The 19,087-nt window shown below is 35.1% G+C and carries 16 protein-coding genes and 1 pseudogene; 5 read left to right on the top strand and 12 right to left on the bottom strand.

What is annotated here, in order from left to right; all coding sequences use genetic code 11:
• Nucleotides 1-1,170 carry a Na+/H+ antiporter NhaA gene (gene nhaA, locus CLV73_RS01460; protein WP_100375130.1) on the top strand — a complete coding sequence of 390 codons (1,170 nt, stop codon included), beginning with the start codon at nucleotides 1-3 and terminating at the stop codon, nucleotides 1,168-1,170.
• 27 nt (nucleotides 1,171-1,197) lie between these two features.
• Here the strand turns inward: nhaA and CLV73_RS01455 are convergent, their stop codons facing one another.
• On the bottom strand, nucleotides 1,198-2,217 hold the full coding sequence (locus CLV73_RS01455) for a YihY/virulence factor BrkB family protein (RefSeq protein ID WP_100375129.1): 1,020 nt from the start codon (nucleotides 2,215-2,217) through the stop codon (nucleotides 1,198-1,200).
• 3 nt (nucleotides 2,218-2,220) lie between these two features.
• A complete protein-coding gene (locus tag CLV73_RS01450) occupies nucleotides 2,221-3,243 on the bottom strand; it encodes a DUF4421 family protein (RefSeq protein ID WP_100375128.1) in 1,023 nt (340 codons plus the stop codon).
• A gap of 121 nt (nucleotides 3,244-3,364) precedes the next feature.
• Between CLV73_RS01450 and CLV73_RS01445 the strand changes: the two genes are divergently transcribed.
• The gene (locus CLV73_RS01445) at nucleotides 3,365-3,838 is read left to right on the top strand and encodes a 23S rRNA (pseudouridine(1915)-N(3))-methyltransferase RlmH (RefSeq protein ID WP_100375127.1); all 474 of its coding nucleotides are present in this window, start codon (nucleotides 3,365-3,367) and stop codon (nucleotides 3,836-3,838) included.
• A gap of 59 nt (nucleotides 3,839-3,897) precedes the next feature.
• On the opposite strand, the gene CLV73_RS01440 is transcribed toward CLV73_RS01445, so the two are convergent.
• The 6 genes and pseudogenes from CLV73_RS01440 to secD all read right to left on the bottom strand — a co-directional run bounded on the left by CLV73_RS01440 (nucleotide 3,898) and on the right by secD (nucleotide 10,850).
• Complete coding sequence (locus CLV73_RS01440) at nucleotides 3,898-4,209, bottom strand: hypothetical protein (protein WP_100375126.1); 312 nt, start codon at nucleotides 4,207-4,209, stop codon at nucleotides 3,898-3,900.
• 14 nt (nucleotides 4,210-4,223) lie between these two features.
• Nucleotides 4,224-5,045, bottom strand: coding sequence for a tetratricopeptide repeat protein (locus tag CLV73_RS01435; protein WP_100375125.1), 822 nt, complete (start codon nucleotides 5,043-5,045; stop codon nucleotides 4,224-4,226).
• Nucleotides 5,042-5,608 carry a phosphatase PAP2 family protein gene (locus tag CLV73_RS01430; RefSeq protein WP_100375124.1) on the bottom strand — a complete coding sequence of 189 codons (567 nt, stop codon included), beginning with the start codon at nucleotides 5,606-5,608 and terminating at the stop codon, nucleotides 5,042-5,044. Before CLV73_RS01430 ends, CLV73_RS01435 begins: the two co-directional genes overlap by 4 nt.
• 8 nt (nucleotides 5,609-5,616) lie before the next feature.
• On the bottom strand, nucleotides 5,617-5,955 hold the full coding sequence (locus tag CLV73_RS01425) for a Sec-independent protein translocase subunit TatA/TatB (RefSeq protein WP_100375123.1): 339 nt from the start codon (nucleotides 5,953-5,955) through the stop codon (nucleotides 5,617-5,619).
• Between the two features lie 368 nt (nucleotides 5,956-6,323).
• Nucleotides 6,324-7,565, bottom strand: a pseudogene (locus tag CLV73_RS01420) (TCR/Tet family MFS transporter); the annotation flags it as partial.
• Between the two features lie 372 nt (nucleotides 7,566-7,937).
• Entirely contained in the window at nucleotides 7,938-10,850 is a 2,913-nt protein-coding gene (gene secD, locus CLV73_RS01415; RefSeq protein WP_100375121.1) for a protein translocase subunit SecD, read from the bottom strand.
• A 215-nt stretch (nucleotides 10,851-11,065) separates the two neighbouring features.
• On the opposite strand from secD, the gene CLV73_RS01410 reads away from it, so the two are divergent.
• Nucleotides 11,066-12,427, top strand: coding sequence for a PQQ-dependent sugar dehydrogenase (locus tag CLV73_RS01410; RefSeq protein ID WP_100375120.1), 1,362 nt, complete (start codon nucleotides 11,066-11,068; stop codon nucleotides 12,425-12,427).
• 77 nt (nucleotides 12,428-12,504) lie between these two features.
• On the opposite strand, the gene hemN is transcribed toward CLV73_RS01410, so the two are convergent.
• The 4 genes from hemN to CLV73_RS01390 form a co-directional block, all read right to left on the bottom strand.
• Nucleotides 12,505-13,863: an oxygen-independent coproporphyrinogen III oxidase gene (gene hemN, locus CLV73_RS01405; protein ID WP_100375119.1), complete on the bottom strand. Its 1,359-nt coding sequence runs from the start codon at nucleotides 13,861-13,863 to the stop codon at nucleotides 12,505-12,507.
• 88 nt (nucleotides 13,864-13,951) lie between these two features.
• A complete protein-coding gene (locus tag CLV73_RS01400; protein WP_157798692.1) occupies nucleotides 13,952-14,863 on the bottom strand; it encodes a sialate O-acetylesterase in 912 nt (303 codons plus the stop codon).
• A gap of 103 nt (nucleotides 14,864-14,966) precedes the next feature.
• On the bottom strand, nucleotides 14,967-15,980 hold the full coding sequence (locus CLV73_RS01395; protein WP_100375117.1) for a WD40/YVTN/BNR-like repeat-containing protein: 1,014 nt from the start codon (nucleotides 15,978-15,980) through the stop codon (nucleotides 14,967-14,969).
• 57 nt (nucleotides 15,981-16,037) lie between these two features.
• Entirely contained in the window at nucleotides 16,038-17,558 is a 1,521-nt protein-coding gene (locus CLV73_RS01390) for an APC family permease (RefSeq protein ID WP_100375116.1), read from the bottom strand.
• 165 nt (nucleotides 17,559-17,723) lie between these two features.
• On the opposite strand from CLV73_RS01390, the gene pnuC reads away from it, so the two are divergent.
• Nucleotides 17,724-18,404 carry a nicotinamide riboside transporter PnuC gene (gene pnuC / locus CLV73_RS01385; RefSeq protein WP_100375115.1) on the top strand — a complete coding sequence of 227 codons (681 nt, stop codon included), beginning with the start codon at nucleotides 17,724-17,726 and terminating at the stop codon, nucleotides 18,402-18,404.
• Nucleotides 18,401-19,003 carry a hypothetical protein gene (locus tag CLV73_RS01380; protein WP_100375114.1) on the top strand — a complete coding sequence of 201 codons (603 nt, stop codon included), beginning with the start codon at nucleotides 18,401-18,403 and terminating at the stop codon, nucleotides 19,001-19,003. The genes pnuC and CLV73_RS01380 overlap by 4 nt, the downstream gene beginning before the upstream one ends.
• Nucleotides 19,004-19,087: the final 84 nt, after the last annotated feature.

Below are 19,087 nucleotides of genomic sequence, written 5' to 3'. Positions count from 1 at the left end.
ATGAATTTGACTTTATATTTTAAAAGATTCTTTAATAACAGTCAGTTTTCAGGAATTATGCTCATTTTATGTGTTATAATTTCATTACTCATCGCCAATTCGTCTGTTGGTGATGGCTTTCAGCGTTTTTTAGATAAAAAAATAGGTGTTTCTGTTTTTCATTTAGAATATCCGGTAAGCGTCTGGATCAATGATGGTTTAATGGCTGTCTTTTTTCTTTTAGTAGGTCTTGAAATTAAAAGAGAAATTATTGAAGGAGAACTTTCTTCGTTTAAGAATGCTTCTCTTCCTATCTTTGCTGCTATCGGCGGAATGATTGTTCCGGCTGTCATTTTCACTATTTTTAATATTGGTACTCAATACGAAAACGGATGGGGAATTCCCATGGCTACTGACATTGCATTTTCCTTGGCTATTATTTCCATGCTGGGAAGCAGGATTCCGAATTCTATTAAAATTTTTCTGGCTGCTCTGGCTATTGTAGACGATTTAGGAGCAATACTCGTAATAGCAATATTTTATACAGATCAGATACACTGGGTGTATTTACTGCTTTCTTTAGGAGTGACTTTATTACTATTTATTTTAAACTTTTTTAAAGTTACTAAGCTTATTTTCTATATTATTCCGGGAATATTTTTATGGTATTTTCTTCATCATTCAGGAATTCATGCTACTATTGCAGGTGTTTTATTAGCCTTTTCAATTCCCACCAATGAATCTGATACAGAAATATCGCCTTTAGAAAAACTTGAACATACATTAAGCGTTCCGGTAAGTTTTTTAATCATGCCCATATTTGCGCTTGCCAACACTAATATCACATTCAATGCTACAATGATAGGAGGACTCACTAATACGTTAGGACTCGGAATTGTCTGCGGATTAGTTCTAGGTAAGCTTATTGGCATTAACCTGTTCTCTTTTCTTGCTATAAAATTTAAACTAAGCTCGCTGCCACAGAACAGCTCATGGATGCAAATGATTGGAGTAGGCTGTTTGGCAGGAATTGGCTTTACGATGTCTATTTTTATCGCTTTACTTTCCTTTAAAACAGAAATACAGATTCAGGATGAGGCCAAATTCGCCATATTGGTGGCTTCTTTTTTATCTGCTTTTTTAGGATATATGATTTTGAAAATAAGCTCTAAGAAATTTTCAGAAGACTAAAAATCAGAAAAACTTTTTAACGTAATCTTAAGCTTTAGAATCGTTTTCCTGATTTAATTTTCTGGTATGTTCTTCATCACTTTCCAGATCAGGTTCTTTAACTGCAGCCTTATACACCAAAGCTTCTTTTTGAAGTTCATCGGAAAGTAATTTTTCAAGCCTTAATTTTCTTATGGCCATATTGAGCTCATTTCCGAATAGAAGCAGGTATACATTTACATTTACCCAAACCATCAGAAGAATCATACTTCCGATAGAGCCGTATAAAACGTTATACCTTGCAATATCTTTCACATAAATGGCAAAAATATAGGTTGTAAGGACAAATAAAACTGTCGTCAGAATCGCTCCGGGAATCGCCTGTCTGAATCTTATAATCTTCACGGTACCCAACCAGTAAAATAAAGCTAAAAGGATAAAATAAAACAAAGGAAATGAAACGAATCCAATGATCTTTGAAAGGTTATCCACCAGCCATGAAATGTCATAAGACGGTGTAAAAAGTTTCATAACAACCTCTACATAGTATACTCCGAAAAGCGTCAGAAATACAATGGAAATAAACCCGATGGTAATGAAAAAAGAAAGAATAAATTCTTTTACATCTGTCAGTTTTTCTTCAGAATTTTCATTAAAGCCATTAATTAATGAGAAAGTACCATTTGTAGCAAAAACCAAAGCCAGAATAATCGTAAGATTGCTGATCCCTTTCATATTGGGAATAATATTGGTTTCTATATACCCTCTTACATCTCCTTCCATATTGGATGGGAAAACATTATGCATTAAAACTTCAAAAATATAAAACTGAAGCTTGTCATAATGCGGCATATAAGGCAATACGGAAAGCAGGAAAAGAAGAAAAGGAAACAAACTTATGGTAAAGCTCCAGGAAATTGCCGCTGCTTTTCTGCCTATTTTTCCTTTAAAAATACCTGAAATATAGATCTGAAACATCTGCCAAAGCGATATTCCCAAAACAGGAATATGAATACCATCAAAAAACTCTTGAATCTTCAAGATAAATCTAGGAAGTTTTATACCCATGTTCTATTTTAAAATATGATCTATTTTATCAAAGTTTCTGTTTACAAATGTAGGGGAATTAAACCGGAAACCAATTCCCATCCGAAACAACCATTGTGTTGTTGAGTAAAAATTCTCATTAGAACTGTTGATCCAGTTCAGTTGAAATCCTCCTCCGAAAAACCATTTTCCATTGTCATACCCCATTCTCGCATTAGAGTAAAGCCCTACATTAAAATCATGAAAGTCTTCACCAATTAGTTTCGAATAATAAAATTCAGGATAAGCCTCCAATATTGCATACCAATTCCCTTCAATTTTCTTCTGTACTCCTCCACCCGATCTTAAAGCAATTCTGAAATCTTTTGAAGGAGAATTGTCACCACTTTCATTAAAGATTTCACCCTGATAAATTGTTTTGTTAAAGTCACTGAGAATATTATACTGATAAAACAGACCTGTACTTACAATAAAAACGTCTTTCAGTGGCTCATACGTCATATTGTTAAAACTTCTGTAATCGTTTTTATTTCCCAGTAGCAAATAACTTGTTTCTCCTTTAAAAGATCTGTATTTAGCATCAGGAAACTGCAGATATCCTTCCTCATTATAAGCATCACCGTAAATCAGGCGCATAAATTCTTTGGTATCCTGAAAATACAATCCTTTTACCTGACTAAAATAAACATATTGCCGGAGTTTCGGACTCACAAAAAAAGTAAATCCTACATTAAAGTATTTTGATTTTCCTTTTTCCGGGTCATCATTATTGATTCTTGTGAGTTTCGGAGCCAATGAAAAACTCACATCCAGCCATCTATAGCGTAAGAAAAATTCGGTGTAAAATGCGTCATTGGGCCTTAATCGAAAAATTTTATCCTGATATAACAATCCGAAAATATTGTGAATGTAGCTCAATCCTGTCACCACCGAAACTTTCTTTTTATCTTCTTCTAGATATTTTTCATCCCGGGTTTCACCAATTTCCTGAGCGTAAGAAACTGATGAAAAACAAAAAAGCAGACAAGAAAGGATTTTTACTTGCATCGGATTGGTGTTCTAACAAAAGTAATGATTTTTAAATTTGAAAACGTTTAAAAACACTGTGAATTATGTCTTTCTTTAATTTATGAATATCTTTGTCCCCGTAAATATTTAAAGCCAGGAAATGCAGATCAATTTGCTTTGTATCGGAAAAACTGATGATAAAGAAATCACGTCATTAATCAGTTACTATCTGAAACGCCTCCCTAAACACTGGAATTTTGAAATTATCGAAATTCCGGATGTAAAAAATGCTAAAAACCTTACTCCTGATCTTCTTAAAAAGGAAGAAGCAAAACTTTTTCTGAACCACATTGATAAAAATGATCTGGTTGTGATTCTGGACGAGAAAGGAAAACAGTTTACCAGCCGTGAATTTGCACAAAAAATAGATATGTGGATGAATTCCTCTGTAAAAAAGATTCATCTTTTAATTGGGGGAGCCTATGGATTTTCTGATGAAATTTATAACAGGACCAATGAAAAAATGTCATTATCTAAAATGACATTTACCCATCAAATGATCCGCTTGTTTATTGTGGAGCAGTTGTATCGTGCTGATCAGATTTTACAGGGAAAACCATATCATAACGATTAAATATCTCAATATTTTCACTTGGCACATTCTTTTAAAGGATGTACCAAGTGAATATAAAATTATTTTTTTGTATTTACCATCACTATTTGGGTGATTCCTTTTTCTTTGAATTTTTTCTTGATTTTATCATCTGTAAGCACCGTTACATTTTTTATATTTTTGTAAGGAACTTTTTTTACAGCTTCAATACTGCTTTCTTCTTTATCAATGTAAAAAATTGATTTGGAAGCAGGTTCTTCAGCTTTTTTCAAAGCTGCTACCAAAAGGGAATTCTCCTGAGTCTTTGTTTCAGCCTGTTGAGCATTTGCAAAAGTCATTGCTCCAAGAGTAAAAACTGTGATAGCGAATAGTTTCAGATTTGGGAATTTCATATAGTATATTTAACTCAATTATTTTTTTCACATTTAGCATAATACTCCTGTAATAGGGCTTTTTCGTAACCTAAGCTTACTGCTTTATCTAAATTCGTACATGCTTCTTTAGGTTTTGCCGTATCAAACAGAATCTGAGCTTTGGTAACGTAAGCCTGAGCGAATTTCGGATCAACAGAAATTGATTTATTAACATCAGCAAGCGCTTCTTTTGTTTTTTTCATTTTAAGGTAAATATCCCCTCTCCCGCTGTATAATAATGATTCGGGCTTTTCAGAAATTAACTGATTATAATCTTTTAAAGCACCTTCAAGATCGCCGTTTCTTTTTTTAAGATTCGCCAGTCCGGTTCTTGCAAGAATATTATCAGGAGCAAAGCTTAAAATATGCTGTAAATCTTTCTGCGCCAAATCTTTCTTTCCTAGATTGTCATATATTTTGGACCGGAGTAAATAAAGATTAGCACTCTCTGGCTCTAATGATATCCCTGTATTAACATACTCTAAAGCTTTCGTTTTACTTCCTTTCAGATTATGCAAAGACGCCAGATTTTCATATACAGAAACAGATTTCGGGTTTGATTTTAAAGCAGATTCATAGGATTTGAATGCTTGAGTTGTTTTACCTAATCTGCGTTGTGAAGTTCCGAGTTTATCGTAATATTCTGACTGAAATTTCTGAATTTGTTCTTTTTCAGCAAGCTTTGTATATTGTTCTTCAGCACATTTATAGTCGGCCTTACTGAAACATTCTTCTGCTGTTTTTTTGTCTTGTCCGTGGAATAATTGAACCACTGAAAAAGTGGCGAAAGTAAAAAATAGGAGTTTTGTTTTCATATAGTTTTAGTTTGTTTGTTGATCACTTTTTTGGCGAGCATAGCAAAAAGCCCTCCCAATAAAGATCCAACAAACGCCCCCACCAAAATATCTATCGGGAAATGCACACCTAAATAAATTCTGCTGTATGCTACGATTGCAGCCCACACAAATATAAAATAAGGAAACCAATTTAGCTTATTTTTTAATAAAAAACTTAAATAAGTTGCTAAAAAGAAAGTGTTTGAAGCATGTGCCGAATAAAAACCGAACTGACCTCCACATTTCACAATTCTCATGTGATCCTGTAAACTAGGGTCATGGCAAGGTCTTAATCTCGCAACTCCATATTTAAATACACCTGCTAACTGATCAGAAATAGTAACTCCGATCGCGACAAATATTAATATAAAGACAAAAGATCTTAGCTTATAATTTTTGAAAAGTAAATAACAGAAAATAATATAAAGCGGAACCCAAATCCAGGTACTTGAAATCAGCATCCAAAACTGATCGAAAGAGGAACTTCCTAGGTTATTTAGATATAAAAATACGCTTTTATCTTCCTGAATGATTTCTTCCATACTCTATCTTATCTGCTTACAGGTCCTTCATACGTTTCATCCTCTGAAGGTTTAATTTGCACCTGCTCTGTTTTCGTGGAAGAAGGTTCGGTTAAGATATCTTTTTCAATATCTTTCATGGGATTAAAATCTTTGGCAGCATCTTTTACTTTTTCAATCTCACGCTTGATCTCAGAAACAGGATTATCGGTTTCTTTCATGATCTCCGTTTTGATGTCTTCCACTGCACCACGCATTTTTCTTACGCCTGCTCCCAAGTCACGCGCAATCTGAGGAAGTTTATCCGGTCCGAATAATACAACGATTGCTACGGCAATCAATGCCATTTCTCCAATGCTTAATTCCATTTGCCAAAATTACGAAAGATTATGCAATTGTATTATGCTATATATCAATTTTAAATAAATTTTAAGAATTTAAACAATAAGGGGTTAAATATCTGGTTTAGAGTTTAAGCTTTATTATTTGAGTTTAAGACAATTCAATATATGATTGCTATTCCGACAGAGCCTAAGGATGCGAACACAGTCCAAAGGACCTATTAATTTCTCCTTTAATAAGCAATTTAAATTGTTAAAGAAAAATTAATTCACTTAAATTTGATTTAATTCAAATACTTTATTATATTTAAAACATCAATTATTGTAAAATTCATTTCATAAATTCATATACTTCTTCAAAAGCAACAAGGGGATCAAATTTGATCCCCTTGTTTTTATTTGATACTTTCTTTTTCTGAATCCTTGTTTTTAAAATTAAAATAAGTGATAATTACACTTACAGCCATTAATACAAATGCTAAGAAGAATGGTGCTCCTGAAAACTTAAAGGGCGCTTCGTCATGGGTAAAGAAATAAAATAAATTCGTCATCACCGGAGGCCCGATAATAGAAGTTGCACTCATTAGACTCGTTAAAGCTCCTTGCAATTCTCCCTGTTCGTTCGAAGGAACACTTTTCGTAATGACTGATTGTAAAGCCGGACCGCAAATTCCTCCCAAACAGTAAGGAATAAGGAATACGAACATCATCCAGCCTTGTGAGGCAAAAGCAAACAACAGCATTCCGATGGCATATAAGGCCAATCCGTAATAAATGCTTTTTTGTTCGCCCAATCTTGGTGTTGTCCATCGAATCAAACCTCCCTGAACTAATCCCACCAATAAACCTACAACTCCGAGGGAAATCCCCACCATTCTTTCAGTCCAGCTGAATTTGTACATGGTAAAGAAGCTCCAGTTACTCTGTACAGCATGTCCTGCAATGTAGATTAATATCAAAGAAACTATGAGACCCGAAATTTCGGGATGCTTTCCTAAAAACTTAAATGATCCGATCGGATTAGCTCTTTTCCAGTTAAATTCTCTTCTTTTATCTTTATCCAGACTTTCCGGAAGAATGAAATACCCATAAAGAAAGTTTAATAAACACAATCCTGCCGCTGCGTAAAAAGGAACTCTTGAACCGTAATGTCCCAAGACTCCACCTAATACCGGTCCGATAATAAATCCTAGTCCGAAAGCGGCGCCAATCAAACCAAAATTCTTGGCTCTGTCTTCATCGCTTGAAATATCCGCAATATAAGCACTCGCTGTTGTAACACTGGCTCCGGTAATTCCCGCAATAACCCTCCCTAGAAACAACCACCAAATGGTGGGTGCTAAAGCCAGGAAAATATAATCAACTGCAAATCCGAAAAGCGAGATAAGAATAATCGGTCTTCGTCCGAATTTATCACTTAAATTCCCGACAACCGGAGAGAAAATAAATTGTGTAAATGCATAAGCAAAACCCAGCCAACCTCCATATTTGGCAGCTTCACTTATGTCACTGTGAATAAGTTCCTCAATTAATTTCGGAACTACCGGAATGATGATCCCCCATCCCGTAATATCAATCAATAACGTAATAAATATGAAGCCAATAGCGGCTTTTTTCTTTGAGTTTTCCATAACTGTGCAAAAATAATCAAATAAGGAAAAATAATGATTCTAAATTATATTAATTGGATGTTAGATTTTTACTGATAGTTAGTAATCGTTTGGTGGCTAAAACCATATTATTTAAATTGATTTTGAACGATGACAAATTTTACAAGATACTTCAAATTGAAATGAATGACTTTAGTCTAGCCCCGATTGCAGTAATTGTTTGAGCTCATTTTAATTTGTTTCGGCAGCGGCGGCTTTGCCGCCGCTGCCGAAACAAATTAAAGTAGCGAGTGCGGAAAGCGGGAAAAGCTTCAAATAAAATTTCGAGTCATTCATCATTACGCACAAAAAAAGCCTTTCAGGTTTGAAAGGCTTTTTTCTTATTTATTGTAGTATAAGTTATTTTGAAGCAAGTACTTCTTTGTTTGAAGTAGATTTACCATGTACTTCCTCTTCTTTTCCTTTTTTAAGGAAGTCATAAGCGATTGCCGATGCCACGAAGATGGATGAGTAAGTACCGAATCCGATACCGATTAACATCGCAAACATAAATCCTCTCAAATTATCTCCACCGAATATGAAGATCGCCAAAATTACCAAGATTGTAGTAAATGAGGTGTTGAATGTTCTACCTAATGTACTAGAAATAGAATCATCAAATAGTCCAGCTAGTGTTAAAGATTTTTTCTCTCTTAAGTATTCTCTAATTCTGTCAAAGATAATTACCGTATCGTTGATTGAGTATCCTAATACCGTCAGGATCGCAGCGATGAAATCCTGGTTGATCTCCATGTTGAACGGCATATATTTATGAAGCAATGAATAGGCTCCCAAAATGATTACGGCATCATGGAATAGCGCAGCAACCGCACCCAAAGAGAACTGCCATTTTCTAAATCTCAATAAGATATAGATAAAGATAATTCCTAACGCTCCTAAAACTGCATAAATACCGTGAATTTTAATATCATCTGCTACGGAAGGTCCTACTTTTTCAGAAGAAATAATTCCAGCATGTTCTTTATCTGCAGATTTGAAATCTTTCAATGTAGTTCCTGCAGGTAAGTTTGCTTTTAATCCTTCGAACAATTTTTGCTCAATGATTTGGTCAGCTTTTAATGATTCATCTTCGATAAGGTAATCTGTAGAGATCTTCAACTGATTGTTGCTTCCAAAAGTTTTAGCTTCAACAGAAGAATTCTTTCCATCTTCAGTTTTGAATAATGCTACTAATTTATCTTCAACATCTTCAGCTTTAACGTCTTTATCAAATCTTACCACATAGTTTCTACCTCCGGTAAAATCAATACCATATTTGAACCCGTGAGTTGCAATTGAAATGATACAAACCAGCGTTAACACAGCAGAGAAAATGTAAGCGTATTTTCTTTTTCCGATGAAATCGATCCAGGTATTTCTGAATAGGTTCTTTGTTGCAGGAGTCCAAACAGAAAGTCCTTTTCCTTTATTTAATCTTGAGAAGATCATTACTCTCGAAAGCAATACAGACGTGAATAATGTCATCGCAACCCCAATCATCAAGGTCAAAGCGAAACCTTTGATAGGTCCTGTTCCGAAGAAGAACAATACAACCGCCGTTAAGAAAGTAGTTGTGTGACCATCGATAATCGCATTCAACGCATGTTTGAAACCATCTTTATAAGCTTCAAGAATACTCTTGCCTGCAAATAATTCTTCTTTTGTTCTTTCATAGATGATAACGTTCGTATCGACCGCAACTGCCATCGTTAAAACGATACCCGCGATACCAGGAAGGGTAAGAGTGAAATCTCCCGAATCCATAATACCGAAAATATAGAATAAGTTAATAACCATTGCAATTACCGCATAAACACCAGCTCCACCATAGTAGAAAATGATATAAACGATAATAATAGCAAATGCAATCATGAATGACATCAGACCTGCATCAATAGATTCTTGTCCTAAAGATGGCCCTACAACTGTAGCCTGAACCACTTTTGCACCTGCAGGTAATTTACCCGCTCCTAATACGTCTACCAATTCTTTAGCTTCTTCCTGAGAGAAGTTACCAGAAATCTGAGTTCTACCATTAGGAATTGCACCTACAACGTTCGGAGCAGTATAAACTCTACCGTCCAATGTTACCGCAACTGGTTTACCAACGTTTTTCTCTGTTAATGTTTTCCATTCTTTAGCCCCTTTAGAATCCATCTGCATGTCTACTACTATTCTGCTTAGCTCATCATAACTAATGTTAGCCGTTTCAACAGCACCGTCTACCGGAGCTTTTTGGTTGATGTTACCTCTGATTGCGTACAATACTAAGCTTTCAGTATCTGTAGCCTCAGGTTTGTAACCCCACATGAATTGTGTATATTTAATGTTAGCCGGACGTAAAGACTGAGCTACTTTGCTGTTCAAAATTTTGTTTACAACAGCTGTATCAGATAATTTTACACTTCCAACCGCACTTGGACTCATAGATTTTCCTCCCTGGATGATATTTGCAAAATTTGTGTTTTTTGCAACACCCATAGAATCTCCTTTTGCAGCTACCATTGTGCTCAATGTTTGGAAATAAGGAGCAATTTCAGTGATTTGCTGTACTTCCCAGAATTGAAGTTTTGCAGAAGTCTGAAGCATCTTCTTTACTTTGTCGATGTCTTTCATTCCCGGCATTTCCACAGAAATTCTAGCAGTTCCAGGTACTCTCTGAACATTCGGCTGAATTGCACCCAACTTATCAATTCTCGTTCTGATTACTTCAAAAGCCGTTCCTACAGATGCATCTATTTTTCTTTTCACGATGCTTTTCACCTGGTCATCCGGTGTATTATACTTCACCTCAGTAAGGGTTGTATTTCCGAAGATTTCAGGATCTGCCAACTTCAGGTTTGTACCTTTAGCTTTGTTTACAGCATCAAATTGTTCGAAGAAATTGTCGATGTAAGCTTTTGTAGAATTCTTTTGTGCTTCATCAGTTTTGTTTAAAGCCTCAATAAGAACAGGGTTGGTAGAATAATTGGTTAAATCATTCACAAGATCTCTTTGGTTGATTTCCAAAAGAACGTTGATCCCACCCTTCAAGTCAAGACCAAGTTTCATTTCCTTGTCTTTGGCTTTAGTGTAATAAAGTTTTGTGAATCCCAGGTTCAGAGTATCCTTAGAAAGCTTTGCAATTTCTTTCTGATACTTTTCCGGATTGTCTCCTGCAATAGCAGTTGCCTGCTTTTCAATTTTGCTGGCGTACCAAGTTGGTAATAGCTCATTTAAGCAAATCAACCCTAGTACAATAGCGACAATTGTAATAAGTCCTTTTCCTTGCATTTTGTTATAACTACGTTAAATTAAGTCGGCAAATATAATCATTTTATTGAATTTTATGAATTTTTAACAACAGAAATCGTTTATTTTCAGATATATCGGCATTCTTATTTTCATTTAAGATTTAATAATTTTTTGAGGATATTTTAGTGAATTTTTCAACATTCGATTGGTATGAAATTTTCATTCAGATTTAATACACTAAATATCAAAATATTATGAAAAATTTACTTTTTTGCGCAAGTATTTTTTCTTCTCTTATTATTAATGCCCAAAGTATTAATTTAGAAGAATTTGCCACGGGATTTACAGCTCCCGTCGAAATTGCACATGCGAATGACAGCAGAATGTTTGTTGTTCAGCAAAATGGAATCATAAAAATTCTACAATCAAACGGAAGTACTAACGCTACCAATTTCCTGAATATCAGCTCAAAAATAACCTATGGCGGAGAAAGAGGACTTTTAGGCCTTGCTTTCCACCCGCAATATGCAACAAACGGTTATTTTTTTGTGTATTACAATAATACTAACGGAAATATTACCGTAGCCAGATATACCCGCAGCTCAAATCCTGATGTTGCTGATCCAACTACAGAAAAAATTATCCTGAATCTCCCCAAACCATTCGACAATCATAATGGAGGGAGCATTCATTTCGCACCCGATGGATATTTATGGATTGTAACCGGAGATGGAGGAAGCGCTGGAGATCCAAACAATAATGCTCAAAATAAAAATTCACTCCTGGGAAAACTGCTGAGACTTGATATTAATTCTACAGGACCTTACAATATACCACCAAACAATCCTTTTGTTGGCGTAGATGGGGCAGATGAAGTCTGGGCATACGGACTGCGTAATGCCTGGAAATTTAATTTTGACACTACCTCAGGAAATGTAATGATTGCAGATGTAGGCCAAGGTCAGATTGAAGAAATCAACCGGCAGCCAATTTCTCAAGCCGGTCTTAATTATGGCTGGAGATGCTATGAAGGGAATACTCCTTACAATACAACGGGCTGTCCAAGTACTTCAACGCTGACTTTTCCCGTGGCTGCTTACAATCACACCGGAGGAAAATGTTCAATTACCGGAGGATATATTTACAGAGGCACCCAATATCCGACTTTACAGGGAAGATATATCTTTGCCGATTACTGCTCTACCCAGTTCGGAATCTTAAATCCGGATGATTCCATAACCTGGACTTCAGCATTCTCCGGGAACAATTTTTCAACGTTTGGACTTAATAATCAGAATGAATTATTTGTAGCTGCCGTTAATAATGGAAAAATATTTAAAATTACTTCAGGAACATTGGCTACACAGGAAAATACTCTTTCTCCACAAATAAAAATTTATCCCAATCCCGCTTCAAAAAGAGTTTTTATTGATGGTGCAAAAGGCAAAGATATTTCTGTTGAAATTTTCAGTGCTGATGGAAAAACTGTTTTAGAATCTCAAAAAGTAGAAAAAGATAAGGGGATCGACATTTCAGGAATTCCTGCCGGAGTCTATTTCATCAATCTGAATTCAGAAAATTTAAAATATTACAGTAAAAAATTAATTATTCAATAAAATATATTCAAAAATCTATAAAAAAATCCAGCCAATAAATGGTTGGATTTTTTTCAATATAATGATAATTTCAATTTTTAAATTGTCATGGAAAAAATTCTTGTTTCCGGCTTATTTCTCATCATTCTCAAATCAAAAACCATGGCTACATTTCTGGTAAATGCTCTTCCTTTTTCTGTTATTTTAATCTGATGGTCATGAATTTCAACCAATTCATCACTCTCCATTTCCTTCAGCATTTCAAAAGCATTTTCCAGTTCAGGGAAAGAATTATTGAGATCAAAAGTCGTTTCAAGCTGACACATTAAATTCAAAATATGTCTTCTTACAATAAGATCTTCCTCGTTCAGGATATGTCCTTTTACTACAGGAATTTTTCCTTCTTCCACTATTTTCTGATATTCCTCTACCGTTTTCACATTCTGTGCAAAAGCATACCATGAGTCTGAAATCGCTGACATTCCCAAACCAACCATCAATTGAGTTTTGCTTGAGGTATACCCCATGAAGTTTCTGTGCAGCTTTTTCTGAAGTAAAGATTGATACAAATCATCATGTTCCAAAGAAAAATGATCCATTCCCACTTCGATGTAACCTAATTCTTCCAGCAGTTTTTTACCATCTTCATACAGACGGCGCTTTTCTTCACCACTCGGAAGATCATTTTCATCAAATCCTCTTTGTCCAACTCCTTTCACCCATGGAACGTGTGCATAAGAGTAAAATGCCAAACGATCCGGTTTCAGTTCCATTGTCTTACGGATTGTATTTTCCATGGCTTCCCAAGTTTGATGCGGAAGTCCGAATACCAGATCATGACTTATTCCTCTGTAGCCAATCTCTTTAGCCCATTCCGTTACTTCTTTTACCTTTTCGAAAGACTGTATCCTGTTGATCGCCTTCTGAACTTTAGGATCATAATCCTGAACTCCAAAACTCACTCTTCTGAAGCCTAAATCATAAAGTGTCTGCAAATGTTTTTTGGTAGTGTTGTTTGGATGTCCTTCAAAAGAAAACTCAGGATGTTCTGCGATTTTAACCGTTTCAAAAATTCCTTCCAATAAGGTTTTCAAATTTTCCGGTGAAAAGAAAGTCGGTGTTCCTCCCCCTAAGTGAAGTTCTTTTAATTTTGGTTTCTCATCAAAAAGCTGAAGATACAGCTGCCATTCTTTCAATACGCTTTCCAGATACGGAATTTCAACACTGTGTTGTTTTGTGATACGTTTATGGCAAGCACAAAATGTACACAGCGCCTCGCAGAAAGGCAGGTGAATATAGATAGAAATTCCCTCTTCTGCATTGGTTTCCTTAAAAGTCCTGATTACACTTTCTGTCCATTTTTCAGATGAAAAACTACCTTCATCCCAGTAAGGAACGGTAGGATAAGAAGTATAACGAGGTCCGGGAATATTGTATTTATCTATTAAAGAATTCATTTCAGATTTAATTTTAAACCGAATTTCAATTTGAAATTTCTTACTGCAAAATTAAGTATATCTTATGAATATTTAATCATGAAATATATTAGGGTCTTTTTTCGGAATTTATAATGAGTCTAAATACCTCTTCGGCAAATTTTTGTCCCATATCAATATACCCCGCACTGTTGTAATGCCATGGATCGTCACCATAACCGTAGTTTTTAGTTGAACGGACAATTGCTGCATTCCTGTCATCTCTTACAAATTTCTCCTGAGCATATTGCACAAGCTCTCCCATTTTCCATACTTTTCCTGACTTATCTTTCCCTGAGTCTGATATTTTTCCGATCACGACAGGAAGATCATCCGTCAGCATCGCTGCTCTCATTTGATTCATTAATGTCTTTAAATGATCATAATATCGATTGGCAATAGCTTCATCATAACTGGCATCACCTTCTCCCTGCATCCAAAGAATTCCGGACGGAACGATCTGGTCTTTCTTACCGTCTTTGTCAATATCAGTTTCAGATAAAGCATTCTTTACTGTTTTTAAAAAGTTATCATACTGGTTGAGTCCGTTTTTTTCGTTGAAATCTGCATCCCAACACCCAAAAGGTCCGGCAGCAAGACTATCTATAGAAGTTCCCTCTCTCGCATATTTTATTAAGGCAATTTTATCATTGGGGAATAATTCTTTGATCTTTTTCGCAAAAGACATCTCTAACCCAAACCTGTCGGAAAGTGTATTTACCGTCCCGTCTGTCTTAAAACCTGTTCCGTTTCCGGGTTTTAAAATATCCCATTTACCTGTTCCACCATTCAAATCACTATCAGGAACAGAATTCCCCTGAAAAATGTAAACATCTTTAAAAGTCTTCAAATCATTTGGTAAATCTTTATTAAAGCCAAAACCATTCATATTCGACTGTCCTGCCAAAATGAAAACCCTTATTTTCTGAGTGTAAAATAGTGTAGGGATCAATAAAAGGAAAAATATCTTTAAATTTTTCATCGACATTTTTTAAATAAATTTAAGATTGAAGGAAAATTGAACGGACTATATTTGAAAGATATGCTCTATGGCAAGAATTTAAAATTTGAATTTAGCCAGCCTTTTAAAGCTTTAATTCCATAATCGAAATCTTATCCTTCCCTGCAAAAACTATGGTATTCCCATCTATCCATTGGCAAACAAAAAATCCTTTTTCATCAGAAATTTTTTTCCATGTCTTTCCAAAATCTGAAGAATAACTGATATGCTGATCTCCTACCGAAATAATTTCTTTCCCTTTAGAACCGGGCTTAATTTTCACACAAGTTGTATAACCAGCATTTTTTCCTGATGCCTGAACTCGCCATGTTTTTCCGCCGTCATTTGTAGTCGCGATATTATTGATATTGTCTGCTTGTTTTGTATAATCTCCGCCAACTGCAACTCCAAATTTATCATCATAAAAATCTATTGAATACATTCCCTGAGAAGATTCTCCCTGCACGAATGGAGTATTAAAAACTTCAATGTTTTCATTTTTTAAATTCATTCTCAGAATTCTTGATGCTTTTCCGCCGGTTGCAATCCAAAGATATTTCTTGCTTGAAGCTATATTTGTATTACTTGCGGCAAAAGCAGCCTCCCCTTCATTCAGACTTATATTATTTTTAAAATTACTCCATTTCCCATTTTTAAAAACAGCTAATTTCAGATGATTATCTTTATCTGCATCACTAAAAGTATAGGCCAATTCATTATTTACAAAATGTAAGGCATCATAGAAAGCGGTTTTTACAGTGTCTCTAAAAACAATTTTAAATGTCAAGTCTTTTTTGCTAATCTTAAAAAATTCAGCCGGACTTTCGATATTAATTGCGTAAAAAGCATCCTTATTCTGAGCCAATGTTCTGAATTGTAATTTTTTCTCAGACAGCTTAATCTGCTTCTGCTCTTGCGGATTTTTTATATCTACAAAACCGAATTTAGAATCTGTCCCGCTGTACCAGACTTTGTTATCATACACTTCAAGTGCACGAATACTTATTTTATCATTAAAGATGGTTTCTAAGCTTACCACCTGTTGAGAAAACGAAAAGACTCCTAAAAAGGAAAATAACAGAGGAAATATTTTTTTCATATAAACAAAAATAAAAAATCCACAGAAAATCTGTGGATTTATATCATTTTAAATTTTTTATAGATCTAAATCAGGTTTTTGTAAAGGCTCCTGCTCTGCTTTAAACGTCTCGCCATATCCAACTTTATGAATTTTAGAATGTCTGATACTGTAAGCAAAATATATAATTACTCCTAAAGCTAACCATGCAGTTGATAATAATTTCGCCTCATGGCTTAGGTTCCAGATCAAATAAACATTGATACAAATACCTAATGTTGCAATGACAGGTAATGCAGGAACTTTAAAGTTTCTAGGCAAATTAGGTTCTCTTTTTCTCAAAATCCAAACCGCCACACATACCATAGTGAAGGCAAATAAAGTTCCGAAACTCGTCATGTCAGCTAATTTACTGATCGGCGTTAATGAAGCTACGGTAGCAATTACAATTCCTAAAAGCATCAAGCTTTTTGCAGGAGTTTTTCTTACCGGGTGTACATCGCTGAACATTTTAGGAATCAAACCGTCTTTAGACATTCCCAGGAAAATTCTTGATTGTCCCATAATCATTACCATCAATACAGAGATCAAACCTACTGTTGCTGCAATCGTAATAATATATCCGGCCCACCCCTGACCAGCAATTTCAAATGCATAGGCTACAGGAGCTTTGATAGCATCAGGAAACTTACCTTGAGGATTAAAATCTGTATAATGCATCATCCCTGTAAGAACCAATGAAACTAAAATATATAATACTGTACACACCAAAAGTGAAGCAATAATTGCAAATGGTACATCCTTTTTAGGATTAATAGCTTCTCCGGCCTGAGTTGAAACGGCATCAAAACCAACATATGCAAAGAAAATTGCAGCAGCTCCGGAAATAATCCCCTGAATTCCGTACGCTTCTTTCATGGTCTCGCCTTCTTTAACCATTGTAGCTGCAGGAATAAACGGATTCCAGTTTTCAGCATTAATAAAGAAAGCACCTGCAATAATTACAAATATAACCGCTGAAACTTTCATGATTACAATAAGATTATTGGCTTTTGCTGCCTCCTTAGTTCCTTTTATTAATAAAGAAATTACTACAATAACGATTACAAAAGCAGGTAAATTCATTGAAAAGCCTTCTCCTGCATAACTTGCCGGATCCGAAGTAAGATAATCAGGCAGATGAAGGCCAAACATTTTTAACAATTTATTAAAGTATCCGGACCACGAAACCGCTACCGTCATAGATCCCATCGCATACTCCAGGATAAGCCCCCAACCGATAATCCATGCAAAAATTTCACCTACAGTTCCATAAGCATAAGCATAAGCAGAACCTTCTACAGGCAGAATGGAAGCAAATTCAGAATAACACAGAGCTGCGAAAACACACGCGATTCCAGCTATGATAAAAGAAAGTGCCAATGCAGGACCCGCATGATAATAAGCTCCTGTACCCGTTAACACAAAAATTCCGCCCCCAATAATCGCACCGATACCGATAGCTGTAAGACTCCATTTACCAAGTACTCTTTTAAGCTGACTACTTTTAACATCATTCTCAAAAGCACTCATCGGCTTTTTCGTCCAGATTTTTGACATATTTTACTATTTATTAAAGATTTACGAAAATATAAAAAATTTAGAAACCTTAACGTTTATTGACAATTTTTCGTCATTAATTTTAAACAATCAACCTTAAAAAACTGATTACCACTACATTTAAATCATTTCCAACTCTCTTAATTTTTGTTTATTTTTGAACTCATGAATATATATGATCTTTTCATAAAACCCTATGAAAGCTATACTTCTCTCCAGATTTTCCTGGAAGCCTTTGCAACCGTCTTCGGAATCCTGAGCGTATATTTTTCCATCAAAAAGAACATCTGGGTCTATCCTACCGGAATTATTTCCACTTTAATATACGTTTACATTCTTTTCAATTTTGGATTATTGGGAGACTGTATGATTAATGTGTATTATACTGTGATGAGTATTTACGGCTGGATATTATGGGCGAAAAATTCTGATGATCATATTCATGTTGAAGTAACCTGGGCGTCCAGAAAAGAATGGATATATGGTATTATACTTTTTCTGTTCAGCATAATCCTGGTTACGACCATCTATTATTATAAACCTTATATAGACAATCATTTTTCCATGAAAGGCACGAATCTTGGTTTATATCATTTAGATTGGGGCAATAAGCTAGACATAGCAACCACTTCCATATTTTTAGTCGGAATGTGGTTTATGGCTAAAAGGCGCATTGAAAACTGGATTTTTTGGATTATAGGAGATTTTATTTGCATCCCTATGATGATTTATAAAGGTCTCGGAATCACTTCGGTTCAATATTTGGTATTTACTATAATGGCTATCTTAGGATACCTCAATTGGAAAAAAAGTTATAAAGAAAAAAAAGTACAATTAAAGTCATGAAAAATTTATTTAAAATAGCATTTGGCATTTTAATGATGAGCAGCCTCACTTCTTGTGCAGTATATTCAGATACTGGATACGGATATGGGGACCCATATTATAATAACGGATATTACTATGCTCCAAGCGGATATTACGGAAGCGGAGGATATTGGGGAAATGACGGATATTATTACCGAAATGATTACACCTATTACTACGACAACGGAATGCCTTATTATTACTACAACTATAATAATTCTAGGAGAAAAGTATATGTAGAGAGAAGAAATACAACCTCACAAAGACCTAACAACGGGTTCAGAGGAGGTGTGAACGATGGTTCTTATAATGGCGGTTACAGACCTAATACCGGAAACAATCAGGGTGGTCAAAGACCTAATAACGGATTTAGAAATCCAGGTAATCAAGGAAATCAAAACCAAAATAACAACCGTCAGGGAGGATTTAGAAATAATTCTTCCAATTCAAACAGCGAATACCGAAATCCTTCTAACAACAGCTCAAATGGTGGCTTCAGAAACAATTCGGGAAGTGCGCAGCAGAATAATTCTCAGCAAAATAACAATCCCAACAGAAGTGGTGGTGGATTTAGATAAAACCATTATAAATAAGAAAACGAACAGTTAACACTGTTCGTTTTTTGTATTAATTATAGTAATTTTGCAAGTTCAAATTGAGAC

This window comes from Chryseobacterium geocarposphaerae (assembly GCF_002797535.1).
GTDB lineage: Bacteria > Bacteroidota > Bacteroidia > Flavobacteriales > Weeksellaceae > Chryseobacterium > Chryseobacterium geocarposphaerae.
Note: the sequence above shows the minus strand (reverse complement) of the source record. Positions and strands in the feature narration are given on the sequence as shown.

Bases quoted from the DNA above. Each gene is read 5' to 3' on its own strand.
- nhaA (WP_100375130.1), top strand. From the start codon at position 1: ATGAATTTGACTTTATATTTTAAAAGATTCTTTAATAACAGTCAGTTT.
- CLV73_RS01455 (WP_100375129.1), bottom strand. From the start codon at position 2,217: ATGGGTATAAAACTTCCTAGATTTATCTTGAAGATTCAAGAGTTTTTT.
- CLV73_RS01450 (WP_100375128.1), bottom strand. From the start codon at position 3,243: ATGCAAGTAAAAATCCTTTCTTGTCTGCTTTTTTGTTTTTCATCAGTT.
- CLV73_RS01445 (WP_100375127.1), top strand. From the start codon at position 3,365: ATGCAGATCAATTTGCTTTGTATCGGAAAAACTGATGATAAAGAAATC.
- CLV73_RS01440 (WP_100375126.1), bottom strand. From the start codon at position 4,209: ATGAAATTCCCAAATCTGAAACTATTCGCTATCACAGTTTTTACTCTT.
- CLV73_RS01435 (WP_100375125.1), bottom strand. From the start codon at position 5,045: ATGAAAACAAAACTCCTATTTTTTACTTTCGCCACTTTTTCAGTGGTT.
- CLV73_RS01430 (WP_100375124.1), bottom strand. From the start codon at position 5,608: ATGGAAGAAATCATTCAGGAAGATAAAAGCGTATTTTTATATCTAAAT.
- CLV73_RS01425 (WP_100375123.1), bottom strand. From the start codon at position 5,955: ATGGAATTAAGCATTGGAGAAATGGCATTGATTGCCGTAGCAATCGTT.
- secD (WP_100375121.1), bottom strand. From the start codon at position 10,850: ATGCAAGGAAAAGGACTTATTACAATTGTCGCTATTGTACTAGGGTTG.
- CLV73_RS01410 (WP_100375120.1), top strand. From the start codon at position 11,066: ATGAAAAATTTACTTTTTTGCGCAAGTATTTTTTCTTCTCTTATTATT.
- hemN (WP_100375119.1), bottom strand. From the start codon at position 13,863: ATGAATTCTTTAATAGATAAATACAATATTCCCGGACCTCGTTATACT.
- CLV73_RS01400 (WP_157798692.1), bottom strand. From the start codon at position 14,863: ATGAAAAATTTAAAGATATTTTTCCTTTTATTGATCCCTACACTATTT.
- CLV73_RS01395 (WP_100375117.1), bottom strand. From the start codon at position 15,980: ATGAAAAAAATATTTCCTCTGTTATTTTCCTTTTTAGGAGTCTTTTCG.
- CLV73_RS01390 (WP_100375116.1), bottom strand. From the start codon at position 17,558: ATGTCAAAAATCTGGACGAAAAAGCCGATGAGTGCTTTTGAGAATGAT.
- pnuC (WP_100375115.1), top strand. From the start codon at position 17,724: ATGAATATATATGATCTTTTCATAAAACCCTATGAAAGCTATACTTCT.
- CLV73_RS01380 (WP_100375114.1), top strand. From the start codon at position 18,401: ATGAAAAATTTATTTAAAATAGCATTTGGCATTTTAATGATGAGCAGC.